Origin of the sequence: Flagellimonas pelagia (assembly GCF_003584135.1) — a bacterium.
GTDB lineage: Bacteria > Bacteroidota > Bacteroidia > Flavobacteriales > Flavobacteriaceae > Flagellimonas > Flagellimonas pelagia.
This window is the reverse complement of record NZ_QXFI01000018.1, coordinates 97,647-113,380: the sequence shown is the minus strand read 5'-3', so window position 1 is coordinate 113,380 and position 15,734 is coordinate 97,647. Positions and strand designations below refer to the sequence as shown.

General features: G+C 43.9%; 12 protein-coding genes. 2 read left to right on the top strand and 10 right to left on the bottom strand.

Annotated elements, in window-relative coordinates; all coding sequences use genetic code 11:
- Window positions 1-30 precede the first annotated feature (30 nt).
- Window positions 31-1,602, top strand: a complete 1,572-nt coding sequence (gene rny / locus D2V05_RS06870; RefSeq protein WP_119646952.1) for a ribonuclease Y — start codon at window positions 31-33, stop codon at window positions 1,600-1,602.
- Window positions 1,603-1,614: 12 nt separating this feature from the next.
- Here rny and D2V05_RS06865 read toward each other — a convergent pair whose 3' ends face one another.
- Entirely contained in the window at window positions 1,615-2,868 is a 1,254-nt protein-coding gene (locus D2V05_RS06865) for a DUF7477 domain-containing protein (protein WP_119646950.1), read from the bottom strand.
- A 247-nt stretch (window positions 2,869-3,115) separates the two neighbouring features.
- On the opposite strand from D2V05_RS06865, the gene D2V05_RS06860 reads away from it, so the two are divergent.
- Complete coding sequence (locus D2V05_RS06860) at window positions 3,116-3,538, top strand: CBS domain-containing protein (RefSeq protein WP_119646948.1); 423 nt, start codon at window positions 3,116-3,118, stop codon at window positions 3,536-3,538.
- A gap of 71 nt (window positions 3,539-3,609) precedes the next feature.
- Here the strand turns inward: D2V05_RS06860 and D2V05_RS06855 are convergent, their stop codons facing one another.
- The 9 genes from D2V05_RS06855 to D2V05_RS06815 all read right to left on the bottom strand — a co-directional run bounded on the left by D2V05_RS06855 (window position 3,610) and on the right by D2V05_RS06815 (window position 15,708).
- Complete coding sequence (locus D2V05_RS06855) at window positions 3,610-5,673, bottom strand: DUF349 domain-containing protein (RefSeq protein ID WP_119646947.1); 2,064 nt, start codon at window positions 5,671-5,673, stop codon at window positions 3,610-3,612.
- Window positions 5,674-5,818: 145 nt separating this feature from the next.
- Window positions 5,819-6,571, bottom strand: coding sequence for a shikimate dehydrogenase family protein (locus D2V05_RS06850; RefSeq protein WP_119646945.1), 753 nt, complete (start codon window positions 6,569-6,571; stop codon window positions 5,819-5,821).
- Window positions 6,525-7,562, bottom strand: coding sequence for a DUF368 domain-containing protein (locus D2V05_RS06845; protein WP_119646943.1), 1,038 nt, complete (start codon window positions 7,560-7,562; stop codon window positions 6,525-6,527). The genes D2V05_RS06850 and D2V05_RS06845 overlap by 47 nt, the downstream gene beginning before the upstream one ends.
- Window positions 7,563-7,579: 17 nt before the next feature.
- Window positions 7,580-8,497: a polyprenyl-phosphate transporter gene (locus tag D2V05_RS06840; RefSeq protein WP_119646941.1), complete on the bottom strand. Its 918-nt coding sequence runs from the start codon at window positions 8,495-8,497 to the stop codon at window positions 7,580-7,582.
- Between the two features lie 25 nt (window positions 8,498-8,522).
- Window positions 8,523-9,923, bottom strand: coding sequence for a tetratricopeptide repeat protein (locus tag D2V05_RS06835; RefSeq protein ID WP_119646939.1), 1,401 nt, complete (start codon window positions 9,921-9,923; stop codon window positions 8,523-8,525).
- Window positions 9,924-10,009: 86 nt separating this feature from the next.
- Window positions 10,010-11,206, bottom strand: coding sequence for an aspartate aminotransferase family protein (locus D2V05_RS06830; protein ID WP_119646937.1), 1,197 nt, complete (start codon window positions 11,204-11,206; stop codon window positions 10,010-10,012).
- Window positions 11,207-12,916 carry an OstA-like protein gene (locus D2V05_RS06825; protein WP_119647127.1) on the bottom strand — a complete coding sequence of 570 codons (1,710 nt, stop codon included), beginning with the start codon at window positions 12,914-12,916 and terminating at the stop codon, window positions 11,207-11,209.
- Window positions 12,917-13,007: 91 nt separating this feature from the next.
- Entirely contained in the window at window positions 13,008-13,487 is a 480-nt protein-coding gene (locus D2V05_RS06820) for a Dps family protein (protein ID WP_119646935.1), read from the bottom strand.
- 103 nt (window positions 13,488-13,590) lie between these two features.
- A complete protein-coding gene (locus D2V05_RS06815) occupies window positions 13,591-15,708 on the bottom strand; it encodes a glycoside hydrolase family 97 protein (RefSeq protein ID WP_119646932.1) in 2,118 nt (705 codons plus the stop codon).
- Window positions 15,709-15,734 lie beyond the last annotated feature (26 nt).

The following is a 15,734-nucleotide window of genomic DNA, read 5'->3' as shown; positions in this document are numbered from 1 at the left end:
GGCTTTTTTTTTAACTAAACACTATCAAACATGGATACTATCATAGGAATAATCGTAGCGGCTGTTGTGGGGCTGGCGATAGGATTTGCAATTGCCAAGATGATGGAGAAGGGCAAGGCATCCAAAACCATTGCCAATGCAAAGAAAGAGGCAGCGGATATCATTAAGGAAGCGAACAAGGAAGGTGAAGGCATCAAAAAGGATAAGATATTCCAGGCCAAGGAGAAATTTTTGGAACTAAAGGCCGAACACGAAAAGGTCATCATCAATAAGGACAAAAAAATCGCCGAGGCAGAAAAACGCACCCGTGACAAGGAGTCGCAAGTAAGCAGTGAGTTGGCCAAGAACAAAAAGTTGAACGACCAACTACAGGAGCAGATCAAGGAAATGGACTATAAAAGTGATATCCTTGATAAAAAGCAATCCGAACTGGAGAAACTTCACAAGAGCCAGGTTCAGCAGTTAGAAGTCATTTCTGGACTTTCCGCAGAGGAAGCAAAGAGTCAGTTGTTGGAATCCCTGAAAGAAACGGCAAAGTCCGATGCCATGGCCTATCTTCAGAACACGCTGGAAGAAGCAAAGCTTACCGCCCAACAGGAGGCCAAAAAGATTGTGATCAATACCATCCAACGTATCGGAACCGAAGAAGCAGTGGAAAACTGTGTTTCAGTCTTCAATCTGGAATCAGATGATGTAAAAGGACGTATCATTGGCCGTGAAGGAAGAAATATCCGTGCCCTTGAGGCGGCCACGGGGGTAGAGATTATTGTGGACGACACTCCGGAAGCCATCATCCTTTCCTGCTTTGATTCTGTACGCAGGGAGGTCGCACGACTTTCACTCCATAGATTGGTGACCGATGGTAGGATTCACCCTGCCCGTATTGAAGAAGTGGTGAAAAAGACCGAAAAGCAGATCAACGAAGAAATTGCCGAAATCGGGAAAAGGACCGTAATCGATTTGGGAATCCATGGATTGCATCCGGAACTGATCAAAGCGGTAGGTCGTATGAAATATCGTTCCTCGTACGGACAAAACCTATTGCAACACTCCAGGGAAGTGGCCAAACTCTGTGGTGTGATGGCCGCCGAATTGGGACTCAATCCCAAATTGGCCAAACGCGCAGGTTTGTTGCACGATATTGGTAAGGTGCCTATGGCAGAAGTGGAGGTGGAAACACCCCACGCCATCTTGGGTATGCAATGGGCCGAAAAATATGGCGAGAAAAAAGAAGTATGCAACGCCATTGGTGCCCACCACGATGAAATAGAAATGACGACCCTAATTTCCCCTATCGTACAAGTATGTGATGCCATTAGCGGTGCACGTCCTGGTGCTAGGAGACAGGTATTGGACTCCTACATTCAGCGATTGAAGGACTTGGAGGACATTGCCTTCGGGTTCAATGGGGTACAAAAAGCCTATGCCATCCAGGCAGGTAGGGAGCTTCGCGTCATTGTGGAAAGCGAAAAGGTAAGCGATGACAAAGCAGCCGAATTATCCTTTGAAATATCCCAGAAAATACAAACGGACATGACCTATCCTGGCCAAGTTAAGGTGACGGTCATCCGTGAGACACGCTCCGTTAACGTAGCCAAATAGAAGTTATTCCCCTTAGTTGGCGTTGTTAATGATCCAATCCAGGGGAAGTTCCGTGTAGTTGGAGGTAGACCTGTTGGAAGCATGTGTGGAACCATCGGACATGACCACAAACCACATGTCGTTTCCATAGGCTACTGTGGTAATTTTATACCCTTTGTCCGACTGCTCCCTGATCCAATCTATGGGATATTCGTATTGGGTCTTCCAGGTTTGAAGGCCCAAATTGGACCCGGCACTCATGCTAAGGGCCCATAACCCGTTTCCGTAGTTGGCAGAGGTTATGGAGTAGCCATCGTTCCAGTTTTCGGTAATCCACTCTTTGGGCAGTTCGTAACTTGTTTTCCAGCGTTGAGCCGTATAACCAATGTTCTTGTCCATGACCACGTACCATTCGCCACCTCCACAGGCAATCTCTGTGATGTAGTAATAGTCGTTCCATTTGGTGGTGATCCAATCCTTGGGAAAGACATCCGATTTTTTCCATGATTGTGGCCCCATTCCGTATGCTTTGCTCATGACCACCACATAGGTGCTTTTGTCAGCATTGTGCTCCACAGCGGTGATATAATAACCCAAGTCCCATTGCTCCTTGATCCAGTCGCTGGGATACAACGCAGCTTCCTTGATTTTTTGTTCGGAATAGGCCTTGCTTCCAAGATTGCTCATGACCACCGACCAAAGGGGAGTATCGTATTCTTGGTCCATGCCCATGGCAATGGAGGTAACGGCTGTATTATTGGTGGGGTATTCCACTTCACCTTTAGTGATGTAGGTAAGTAATTTGAACAATACTTCATCCTCATTGTAGTAATCGTCCAAGTAGCCTTTAGTAAAGGCATCTGGGTTCATTTTAACCCAATACAACATGGGTTTCATATATTGGGTGATGTCCGAGCCACCCAAGCCATTATCATCAACGGTATACGCCTCAAAGTTATTGTTTCCCAAAATCTTCACATAGAAATTGTCCGCAGAGTAACTTGACCCTTCTGGCCCACGTACCATAAAGGCATCACTTCCGTTCAAGTATTGGTCCTGGGTACCATCGGCTTTGGAGAAGTTTTCATATTTACACAAAAAACTGGCCAACTTGTCTGCACCGTTCGCATAGTATTTTACACGTACAATGGCTTGGTCCTGTTCATAGAAGATGACCAGGGCGGTATATTTCACCTCCCCACTGATCCAACTGGTTTCGTAATAGTCTTGGGCCTTGGTAACTAATGAACAGCATACAATGATTACAAGGGCAATGAAGTTTTTCATAATCGGGAGTACTTGGTTGGTTATTTGGTGGTCAAAAATGTTTTTTTAAACAGGGTTAAGCAAAAAAATGGGGCGTATGGTCAAAAATAGTAAGTGTAAGTTCTTTTTTGATTTTTTAATAGCTTGAAAATACCCTTCTAATAATCATAGTACTTTGTGGAGCATGCCCCCCCAAGATGACAATTATCATACTTTCCCCTTTGTGATTGGAGTAACTTCATAAAAGGATTTTTAAACTGCAACGAAGATGAAAAATGGTGTTCCTATTTCCGAGATCATGACCAAAAAACTGGTTACATTGAAGACCACAGACGATTTGGTCACCGCAGAACGACTTTTCAAAAAGCATCACATCAGGCATATTCCAGTAGTGAAGGGTGATATCATTAAGGGTATGCTGAGCTATACAGACCTTCTTCGGATAAGTTTTGCCGATGCCATTGATGAGCACGAGGAATATGTAGATACAATTGTCTATAATATGTTCTCCATTCCCCAAGTGATGGTAAATGATGTGGTGAGCGTCACTTCCAAGACAACCATCAAGGAGGTAGCCCAATTATTGGCCACCAAAGAATTCCATGCATTGCCTGTTGTGGATGATGGAAAACTTGTAGGTATCGTGACCACTACGGATTTGATCAAGTACCTTTTAAAATTGTACAAATAGGAATACTTTCACTGCAAACAGCGGAACTTTATTGGTTTTGAATGACGGGGTTCGTTGGAGGCGGAATGTATTTATTCCTCTTCGCTGCTGTCATCCTCTTCCTCGGCCTCTTTGTTCAATTTATGTTCAAGGATGTTAAGTTTTTTGAGCTTTTCTTTCCAGGTTTGTAGTGTCTCTTTCTGTTTGTCGATGTTCTTGATCACCTCCTTCACCAAGGGATTATCTTCGGAGTCCCCTGAGAAAAACTGGAGATTGTTCTCCAATTGACGGATTTCTGCCTTGCTCTCATCAATTTTGCGTCTAATGAAGACCCTTTCGTTGCCAATGGCGTAGTTATCCTCGGTTTTGGCCAACTCCTGCACCTTGTTGCCATATTTGAGCAGTTCCGATTCATGTCTGCCGACCCCCAGCTTTTTGAGCAGGGCATCCACAATTTTATTGAACTTGCCATTGATGTGCTTTTTGTTGTAGGGAATGCGGCCGTATTGTTTCCATTCAGCCAAAAATTCCTTGATGGCCCCAAGATCTTTTTTCTTATCGCCACTCAATTGGAATTCCTTCAAGCGCTCCAAGCAGGCATTCTTCTTGTCAAAGTTTTCGTATTCCTCCTTATGGGCATCATTCTTGTCGGAATGCAATCGGTCAAAATAATGGTTACAGGCCTCCTTGAACTCGTTCCATATCTTGTCCGAATATTTTCGAGGCACATGCCCTATCTTTTTCCATTCATTTTGAATGCGCTTCATTTCCGGGGTAACCGTGACCCAGTCATCACTGTCTTTTAGGGAAAGTGCCAGATCCAGTAGTTCCTTTTTCTTTTCAAGATTCTGCTGCTGATCTTTTTTCTGGTTTTTATAGAAGGAATTTTTGCTTCTGTTGAACTTGCGAACGGCATCTTTAAAATGGCCCCAGGTTTCCTCGTTCACTTTTTGGGGCACCTTACCTGCCTTGAAAAAGGAATCCCGGAGTGCCTCGACTTCCTTGATCTGCTTCTGGATACCTCTATGGTTATCTGCAACATGATCGGCGATATGGACAATGGAAGCAATGATTTCCTGCTTCTTTTCCAGATTTTTTTCAAATACTTTTTCCAATTCCTGGAAATGTTCCTGCCTACGCTGGTGCATGGCCTTGGTGGCATTACTGAAACGTTCCCAGATATCTTCGCGGTGTTCCTTGTCCACGGGTCCTATGTCTTCCTTCCAGATCTTGTGCAAGGTTTGAAGTTCCCTAAATGCCTTTCCCAGGTCGGGTTCGTCTGCCAAGGCTTCGGCCCGCTCCACCAGTTTTTGTTTTTCTTCCAGATTGTGCTTGAAATCGAGGTCACGTAACTCCCTGTTCAGGTGTAGAAAATCGTAGAAGATTTCCATGTGGTGATGGTAGGTGCGCCAAACATCGTTATAGTTGGTTCGCGGAATGGGACCTGCATTTTTCCATCGTTCCTGTAGTTCCTTAAAATTGTTGTAGGTGGTGTTGATATCCTCTTCAACATCGATGAGCCCTTTCAGTTCCTCAATGATCTGCAATCTATTCTGAAGATTGTTCTTGAGGTTTTGTTCCAGTTGTTTGTAGTACTGATCTCGTTTTTCACGATAATCGGAGTACACCTCGTTAAATTGTCGCTTGGCAACCGAGTTGTACCTGAAATCAATTTCATTGCCTCCTTTGGAGACAAATTCCTCTTTCTTTTGTTCGATGAATTCCTGGAACTTTTGATCGAACTCATATTTAATGGCACTGACATGTCTGCCAATGGCCTGAACCTTTTCATTTTTGACCAAACGCTGTAATTCCCCTACCAAGTTTTCAAGTGGCATGGAATGGTAATCCAGCATGGGGATGTAGTGCCGTTTTTCATTTTCGGAATCCTCTGCATCCTCTGCATTGGATTCGTCTATTTCATCTATGGCCTCATTGGAGTCATTGGACTGTTCGGATGGTTTGGATTCTTTTTCGGTATCCGTGGCCTCGGAAGGAGTAGTCTCCGATTTGGGTTCTTCGGTATTTTCAGGCATGGCATCTTGGGACTCATTTGGTTCGGAATTGGGGCTTTCCTCCAAATGTGCTTTTATGTTGTCCGATGTCTGCTCATTCCCACCTTCAGCTTGCTGAAGTTTGCGTTCATTTTCCTGCATTAGTAGTCTCTTTTCCTGTTGATTGATGGTAATCTATAGCCAATTTAACAAAATTAAATTGTCTAATTGCAAAAGTACCGATTCTTCTTTTGCCTATGATTTTTGATGTACGGATTGGCCCAATCCTTTTATCGATCGTACTTTTTTAGGGAGTGTTCCAGATTTCCCAAGCTTTTTCGGCTTGTAGCTTCAACATTTGAAGCCCATTGCAAATGCTGGCCCCACGTTCCTCACCCAAGGTCAAAAAAGTGGTTTTTTCAGGGTTGTAGATCAAATCGTAGAGCAAATGGTCCTTGTTGAGAAATTGATAGGGGATGTTGGGTTTTTCGGCAATGTTGGGGTAAGTGCCCAAGGGGGTGCAGTTGATGATCAAGGTGTGGCCTTCAATGACTTTCCTGTCAAGTTCATCATAGGAAAACTGGCTTGCTTTTTTTTGTCGGGAAACATAGGTGTTGGCTATGCCCAATTCATCCAGTACAAACCGAACGGCCTTGGAGGCACCACCGGTACCCAAGATCAATGCCTTGGTATGGTGGGATTTTAAAAAAGGCTCCAATGATTTTTGAAAACCGTATGCATCAGTGTTAAAACCTTTCAATCCATTTTTGGTGATGTTGATGGTGTTCACGGCCCCTATTTTTTCTGCCTTGGCATCCAATTCATCCAAAAAGGGAATCACTTCTTCTTTGTAGGGAATGGTCACGTTCAAGCCTTTGATGTCACTTTGGGAAAGCACAATTTCCAGCTCTTCTATCCTTTGGATATCGAAATTTTCGTAACTATATCTGTTCAGTCCCAAATCCTTGAACTTTTGGGTGAAATAGCCTTGCGAAAAGGAATAGGAGATGTTCCTACCGAGCAGCCCGAACCTGTTTGTTTTCTTTTCTGTTGTTTCCATACCAATCCAATACCAATAATACCAAAATTCCAAGGAAAATGAAAAGTATGGCCCACCAAGTTTCGCCATCCCCTATATGGGGAAGGTACCTTTGGTAGTTGAGGATGATTTTGTCGCCATTGGAATCCAACAAAGGGATACCAGTGCCATCCGTTTTAAAAATGGTTCGTTTCCAAGGCCATAGTACCCCCAACGACCCAGTAATAAAACCAAGGATCACGGCCGTGGTTGTGGCCTTGAAATGCTTGAGTACATAACTGAGCAAATGCGAAAAGGTGACCAGCCCCGTTGCGGAACCCAGGGTAAAAATGGCCAAAATCTTTAGGGTCTGCATGCGTTCGGCATCCTTGAAAAAGTCAAAATCCCCTGAAAAAATATCGGAGAAGGTATCGTAAAGGGCGTTGACCGAATCTACCAGAAGCAACACATAGTTTCCAAAGAGAATCAAAATGAACGACCCGGAAAGCCCAGGGAGCGTCATCCCCGAGACACTGATGATTCCACAGAAAAAGATGAACAACAAATTGTCGTTTTCCTTTGCAGGGTTCAAAAAACTGATGGATATCCCGATGATCAGTCCAAGAATACCGGCCGGAATGGTCCGTTGGTTCCATGGCTCAAAATCTTTTCCGATATGATAAATGGACCCGACCACCATACCAAAGAAAGTGGCCCAAACCAAAGTCTCGTTCCGGTCCAAAAAATAATCCAAAATCCTAGACACGCTAAAATAGCTTACCAACATTCCAAAGATCAAGAGGGCCAAAAACTGGGCATTGGTGTATTGATAAAAACTCTTGAAACGCCCGTTGAACAACAATTTGAGGGCTTTGGAGTTGAGTTTTTGCAAGGAATAGATAAACTCTTCGTAAAAACCGCCCACAAAGGCCACAATACCACCTGAAACTCCTGGAACCTTATTGGCCGCACCCATACAAAGCCCTTTGATGACCAAAAAGAAATTGTCCAGAAATGTTCTAGGTTGATGCATGGGCACTTATGTTTATCCTATTTTTTGGAAGCTGCCTTTTCCAGGATAAAAATAAGTGAAAAACCTATGATGGCTAGGATAATGGCGAGCATTAATTTGTTGTCCCCCTCAAAAGCACCGGGCCATACGTTCATGTCGTCTACTACTACAACTTTTTCACCAAAAACCTTGGTTTCCAAAACTTTTTTCCAAGGCCATATTTTGTTGAGGGAACCCAAAATGAAGCCGGTCAGCAAAGCCAAGGTGATATTTTTATAATGGTTGAACATCCATTTCAGCAATCTGGCAAAGCTCAACAATCCAACAATTGCTCCGAGGCCAACCGTTGCTACAATCTTGATGTCTCTTTCGTGGACTGCATCCAAAATGGTCTTGTAGGAGCCCAAAAGTACCAAAATGAAGGCTCCTGAGATGCCAGGTAGGATCATAGCGCAAATGGCCAGGGCACCTGACATGAAGAGATAGGGGAGGCTATCGGAGTTCTCGCTTACGGGCAGTTCCGTGATAAAAAAGGCCAACAGGGCTCCAAGGACCAAAACGATTACGGTTCCCGGGTTCCACTTGGTGATTTCCTTTCCCACGAAGAAAATACTGGCCACTACCAAACCAAAGAAAAAGGACCAAAGCAGGACAGGTTCGTTTTCCAACAGCCAACTCAAAAATTTCGCCAAGGAAAGCACACTGATGAATATGCCAACAAAAAGGGAAATCAAAAAGTTACCATTGATCTGGTTCCAAGCAGCTTTAATGCCTTCTTTTCGGAGAATGGTAAACAATGAGAGATTAATGTTGTTGATGGAAGTGATCAACTCTTCATAAATTCCTGAGATGAACGCGATGGTACCTCCGGAAACTCCTGGGACCACATCAGCGGCACCCATGGCCATACCCTTAAGGGTAACGAAAATATAATCCAGTAAACGGCGTGATTTCATGCGGCAAAGATAAACAACGGGATGTTTATTTGGCGGTTTTCTTGATTTTGGAAACCAATGCCTTTACCCATTTTACTTCGCTGAATTCTGGAAATTCTTCATCAAACAACTGTAATTTGCCCATATCCATTTCCATGGCGTCGGACAAGGCTTTTTTTGCTTCGGCAATGTCGTTGTTCTTGAGGTGGATACCTGCCAATTTATAGGTGAGCACGGCACTGTCGGGATAAAATTCCAGCCCTTGGAGCAGAACCTGTATGGATGAGTCAAAATCACCGATCCTCTTCAGGACTTCCGACCAATTCTTCCAGGTTTCCAATTCATAGTTGCCCAGGTCCACAGCTTGTTTGTAGGCAAAATCAGCCTCATCCAAATTGTCCATGGCAAAATAAATCTTGGCAGCTTTTTTCCAGTACAATGGGTTTTCCCCATCAATATTTATGGCCTTGTTGATGTAGTACAATGCCTTTTCGTAGTTTTTTTGTCTATAGTGAAAATCGGTAATCGCCAACCAGCCCTTGTCCAACAAAGGGTCTTCGTGAACGGTTTGGTAGTAGTAATATTTGGCCAGATCATAGTTTCCTAATTTTTCATGACATTTTCCAAGTCTTAGGAAAGCATGGGAGGTAGGGTCTTCTATTGATATGGTGGATTCGTAATTTTCGATGGCCTCGTTATAGCGACCCAATTTTTCCAACACTTTGCCTTTTTCGAAGTATGCCCCGATGAAGGTATCGTCGGAAATCACGGCAAAATCAAACGCAGTGAGCGCCTCTGGGTACATGTCCATGGCATAGTACATTTTCCCCAACTGGTGCCAAGCCACTTCGGAATAGGGATTTCTCTCCAAATAATCGTTCAGATAATGTATGGCTCCATCAAAATCCTCTAAGAACTCAAAACAATAGACCACATTGTACAACGAAGAATAATCACTGTCATCAAACTCCACACATTTCATAAAGCTGGTCTTGGCCCTTTCATAATCGTCCATAAACAGGTATTCCATGCCCAAAAGGGAATGGATATCAAAAGTGTCGTCCGTTAAATGCAAAGCCTCCAAGAGCAAGTTTACAGCTTCTTGGTGGTTGTCCTGTTTGGATTGGATGTTTGCCCTTTGAATGTAGATTTCTTCATTGTGGGCATCGATGTTCTGGATTTCGTCCAATAGCTTTTCGGCAGCATCGAATTTGTCCTCAAAGGCCAATACCTCTACCTGCAATAGTTTAAGTTCAAGGGAATTTGGGTGTTGTTCCAAACCAATTTGAATGGCCTTTTTTCCCAAGGAGATTTTGCCGTTGTTGAGGTAGTGGTGGATGATCTCTTCAAAGTCCTCCGCGTCGAAGAAATAGACGTCATCCGTCTTCAGCATGGACTCGAATTTGCTAATGGATTTGTCAGGATATTCGTTAGAATCTAACGCCATAGGAACGTTTTTGGTTTAACTATGGACTTAAAATTAACCCTTTGCCTACCTTATTAAGTCCAAAATTTGGGTATGTTATCAACAAATTAGTTAACAGCGTCGGGTTTATAGCTGTTTAAAATGGCTAGTATTTTGTCGCAACCTTTCTCAATTTCTTTCATAGAAATGGTCAATGGAGGCGATATTCGTACCGCTCTCGTCTCAAATAACAACCAAAAGAGAATCAGTCCATTTTTAGCCGCTTCAAGGACCAAATAATCGGCCACTTCCTTGCTTTCCATGATGAGGGCGAGCATTAATCCCTTGCCTCTAATCTCTTTAATCAAAGGATGTACCAAAAGCTTCCGGAACAGTTTTTCTTTCTCTAGGGTCTGTGGAATGAGCTCCGTTTCGGTAATCTCACGTAAAGTTGCCAAACTGGCAGCCGCTATGACAGGATTTCCCCCAAAAGTGGTGATGTGTCCGAACTTGGGATGGTCCTGTAGGTCGGCCATCATATCCTTACTCGCCACAAAAGCGCCAACAGGTAATCCAGAGGCCATGCCTTTGCCAATGACCAAAATATCGGGTGCGCAATTGAAATGTTGAAAGGCAAAAAGTTTGCCCGTTCTACCAAAGCCTGGTTGGATCTCGTCCAAGATCAACAGGGCGCCAACGTCGTCACAACGTTTTCTTACCTTTTCCAGATAGCCATTTTGTGGAAGGATGAATCCCGCACCCCCTTGAATTGTTTCCAAAACAACACCAGCGGTCTTTTCCGTGATCTTTTCCAGATCTTGCTCGGAGTTGAAGTCGATAAAGCGAATATCCGGCATTAACGGCCTGAAGGCACTTTTTCGTTCTTCAAACCCCATCAAACTTAAACTGCCCGTAGTATTTCCGTGATAGGCTCGGTTGGCAGCAATGATTTGAGATCTTCCCGTATGTCTTCTGGCCAATTTTAAGGCCCCTTCCATGGCTTCAGTACCCGAATTGACTAAGTAGGTAGTCTCCAATTTTTTTGGAAGGAGGGAGGCCAATAATTTGGCAAACTCCACGGCGGGTTGCTGCACATATTCCCCATAGACCATAACATGCATATACTGATCCACTTGGGTTTTGATGGCTTCTACCACCCTAGGATGGCAATGACCCAATCCGCAAGCAGATACCCCGGCCACAAAATCCAAATGGGCATTGCCCTCTTGGTCATAGATGTAACTTCCCTTGGCTCGGGAAACCTCTAAGCCCAAGGGATGTGGAGAAGTCTGTGCTTGGTATGTGAAAAAGTCTTCTTTCTGCATTTATGGGGTCTGTGCCTTTTTTTTGACCGTTGGTAGCTTGGGTCTTACGGCCTTTGTATTTGCCTTGGCATTCACGGGGTCGTTCTCGTTGTTTTGACGTTCTTCTTCCTCTGCATCAATATCGATGGGATTGTCTATGCCTCGTATCTTCACCAATTGGATATTGTTGTCGTCCTCATCAAAAATTTCATCCTTGGACATGATCCGTTCATCACCACGCCAAACAAAACCTTTAAGTTTTCTGCTCTCCACAGGTAAATCCGTTTCAGGGAAAATATCGCCATCCGGGTTTACGAAGAAAGTGATATCCTCCATATCGTTATTGGCCATCAACAGTCGGATTTTACTACAAATGGTCTTATCTATGCCAATCAACTCCTCGTCGTCATTGTACACGTAATAGATGACTTCGGTATTACTGACCAGGTCAATGATTTTTAGCTCATTTTCAATGAACTTACCAAAGAGGTTCTTTCCTTTAGCTTGATTGTACCCTATACCACTAATGGTATCGAGGGAAATGATGAATGCGTTCTCGATGACCTTTAAGGAATCCAGTTTTTCGGTTTCCATATCAGAAATCAGGTGGATGCTGTCCCCCGTGATCTGGTTGTCCACATTCCAGAGGATGGGGTCCTTGATCAGTTGGGTAATACCTGTGGACTCATCAAAATGGATGGAATCACATTTTCCGCTTAGATCGGTCTTGTAGAATTTGGCGTTCCTGAAGGCCCTCAATATCCTGTGTTCCTCCTTGCCGGTGACCATCAAGGTGTCCCCATGCATATACAGGGAATCTTTTTGGACTAGACTGATGGAAACGGCCCTTTTGGTGGCAAAAACGGAATCCTTGGCCTTATGTACCTCGGCGTAGTGGGCCTTGATCACCCCATTGTTGATGGTATCCGTAATCTTGATGTTGTTGGTGGCGGAAGCAAACTCCGTGATTTTGTCAAAATAGAGGCTATCACCCTGAATGATCTTGTTGTCGTAATCAATGCGGGTATTTTTAATGCCATAGCCCTGCTCGATCTTGGTATCATAAAAACCTCGTTCGCAATAGATCTTGTAGTCTTTTCCAACTATGGTGGATGGACCGTACATATAAGCGTTTTTGGAAGTGGTGTAGTAGTCCAATTGCTCCGAATCAACAATATAATCCGGATTGTCTATGTGCACATTTCTTTGGAACTGATACTTTTTAGGGGTCATGAAATAGGTCCCCACTTTACTGGTCAAAACGTTGGCAGAATCCACGACTTTCCCACCCGAATTGTAGTAGGCTTTCTGGTTTTCTCGATCAAAGTACAGGGTATCGGTGGTCAATGTCATCTGCCCGTTTGTCAAATCCACTTTTTCCCATGCCTTGGCCAGTTTGGTGTTACCGTCATAATCCATCTTGCCACTGTTCATTTCTATGGAATCGCCCTGTTGCATGCGTATGTTCCCAATGGCTTTTAGTTTATTCTCTTCCGTATAGAAAATGGCAATATCGCACCAAAGGTCGGCACCTTGATGTTCAAATTGAACCTGATGGTCATCATCCCGGCTAAATATGGATGCACCCGGAAATTGGTCCTCATCCTTGGTAAAATTGGCCCCATAGACGATGTTGATCTGTCTACCCTCGGTTTTTGGTTCTTTTTGCTGGGCCATGGTTCCCAAAAAGGAAAGCACCAGTATCAAAAAAGAAATTCTTTTCAAATCCATGGAATTTTGCCCAAAAGTAGGATTTTTGGGCAAAGTGGCATCAATCCTTTAGAAAGGTTTGTGAATTACAGGGAAACCGTACTATTTTGGCCTATTGGTTCAGATAGGCCGAATACATCCAAATCAATTTTTCCTGTTCCCTGATATAATCGCTCATGAGGGCATTGGTACCTTCATCATTGGAATCACCGGACATTTCCAGAAGTTCACGCTCCAAAGGAAGCAATACCTCATAGCCTTCCAGTATTTTTTGAATGGCTTCCTTGCCGTTCGAAATATTTTTAGCAGCCTTTATTTTAGAAAGAGACGAATAGTCTGCATAGGTGTGTAAAGGAGTGTATCCTAAGGTTAAAATACGTTCTGCTATTTCGTCGACTTTGATCAAGGAATCGTTGTACAGTTCCTCAAACTTCATATGTAGTTCGAAGAATTTCTCGCCTTTGATGTTCCAATGGAATCCACGGGCATTCATGTAGAAAATCTGATAGTTGGCCAACAACTCGTTCAGTTTTTCGGACAATTCTTGGGATGCTTTTTTATCAAGTCCTATTAGATTTAGATTACTTGCCATTTGTATTATTGTTTAATTTGATATTGTTGAAATACTTTTTATAGAGTTCAAAGTTAAGGATACCCCCATTTTTGTAAAGTGACCTAGGTCACTGTATAAGTGTCTAGGATTTGGTTTTCTTTATTAAACTGATAGCAAAACCACCCCCCTCTGCCAAATGAACCGACAAAGTGGATCCCTTTTTCACATCAATATTTTCAATGGATATTGCTGTGGGGTTCTCCTTATAATTCGCATCCGCAGCATCTTTATAGATGATCGCTTCATAGTCGACCCCGTCATCCAAAAATTCAAAATCAATATCAATGTCCCTGGCATTTTCGTCGGTAATACCACCCACAAACCAGTTGCCTGTTTCCCTTTCTTTACGGGCAATGGTCACAAAATCACCCACTTCACCATTCAGAACAACAGTTTTGTCCCAATCCACCCCCACATCTCTAATAAACTGGAACGCGGGTTGGTTCTCATAATTTTCGGGGAGGTCACATGCCATTTGAATGGGGCTGTAAATGACCACGTATAAAGCCAGTTGTTGTGCCAAGGTGGTGTTGATCTGGTTATTGGGTTTGGTGGGCAGGGCAATGTCAAACACACCAGGTGTGAAATCTATTGGGCCGGCCAACATTCTAGTAAAAGCCACAATGGGTAAATGCTCCGGGGGATTACCACCATCAGAAGCCCAGGCGTTGAATTCCTGCCCACGAAGCCCTTCCCGAGCAATCACGTTGGGGTAGGTACGTCGGAGGCCAGTTGCCTTTATGGGTTCGTGGGCGTTTACGGCCACTTGGTACTTGGCTCCGGTTTCCACCACTTTTCGGTAATGGTTCACCATCCATTGTCCATGATGGTATTCCCCTTTGGGTATGATTTTGCCCACATAGCCGGTTTTCACGGAATGGATGCCCAATTTGTGCATGAGTTGATACGCGGTGTCCAGTTGTTGCTCATAGGTGCGGGGGGCTGCGGAAGTTTCGTGGTGCATGATCAGTTCCACTCCCTTTTCCTTTCCGTAGCGGGTCACTTCCTCTAAGTCATAATCGGGGTAGGGTGTGATAAAATCAAAGACTCCTTCGCGGTCCTCAAAACCAATCCAATGTTCCCATCCGGTGTTCCAACCTTCTACCAGTACGCCAGTAATGTTGTTCTTGGCCGCAAAGTCAATATAATGTTTGGTGTTTTCCGTTGTGGCCCCATGTTTTCCATGTGGTTTGGCATCGGTGGTAAAGGAATTCATGTCTTGTGAAGCAGCATAATCCCATGTGGATTTACCAATGTGCATCTCCCACCAAATGCCCACATATTTTTTGGGTTTGAACCAGCTCACATCGCCAATCTTATTGGGTTCGTTCAAATTGACGATGAGCTTGGAGTCGATAAGCTCCGTGGCCTTGTCCGCAATCTGGATGGTACGCCATGGTGTTTTGAAGGGTAAGGCCCGCTTTACTTTATATCCCAAACGGTCGGAACCTACCAATTCACTGGTCAGTTTCAAGGTTTCATTGTCCACTTTTAGGGTCATACCTGCATAATCGGTGAGGTTGGCCTCATGGAAACTAAGGTGTAGCCCTGAATTCGAACGCATGGTCACCGGAGTGTTCACTGCGTTTTCAGGAATGTTGCTCTGGGCCAGGTCGGCATTGTTCCTTTTGGCTATGGCATCGATTTCCGAAACTTTGGAGGTGTTGTACAGATGTTCATAAATATCCCAATCCCCGGGTATCCAAAACGAGGTGTAGTCTTCCGTTAGTTGGAACTCGGTGTTTTCATCCACAATGATGATGCTATCGATGCCTTGCTGTGGCAAAAACTCATACCGGAAACCGATACCGTCATCATAGGCCCTGAAATACACGTTGATTTTTCGGTTCGGCGCTTGGGTCTCTTCCAGTTCCACCTTCAACTCGTTGTAATGGTTGACCACATCCTTTTGTTCACCCCAAGGCATTTCCCATGTCTCGTTTACAGTATTTGTACTGCTGCCAGTGATTTTAAGATGATTTTTGATGGATTCTTGGTCTTTAAAATCAAATCCAAAGGAAGAAGTGTCAATAACCACTTTGTCTTTATGGCTCACCAAATAAATTGGGGCACCATCGTCCGTAACCTGAAAATCTATGGAATTGTTCCCGCTGGGAGATGATACGGTTAAAACAGTTGATTTTTCGGTACAGGAAAGCAATGTCCCGGCCAAAAAAAGGAGGGTCAGCAGTTTGTTCATTTTAGTAGTTTTTGGATAATTTATTA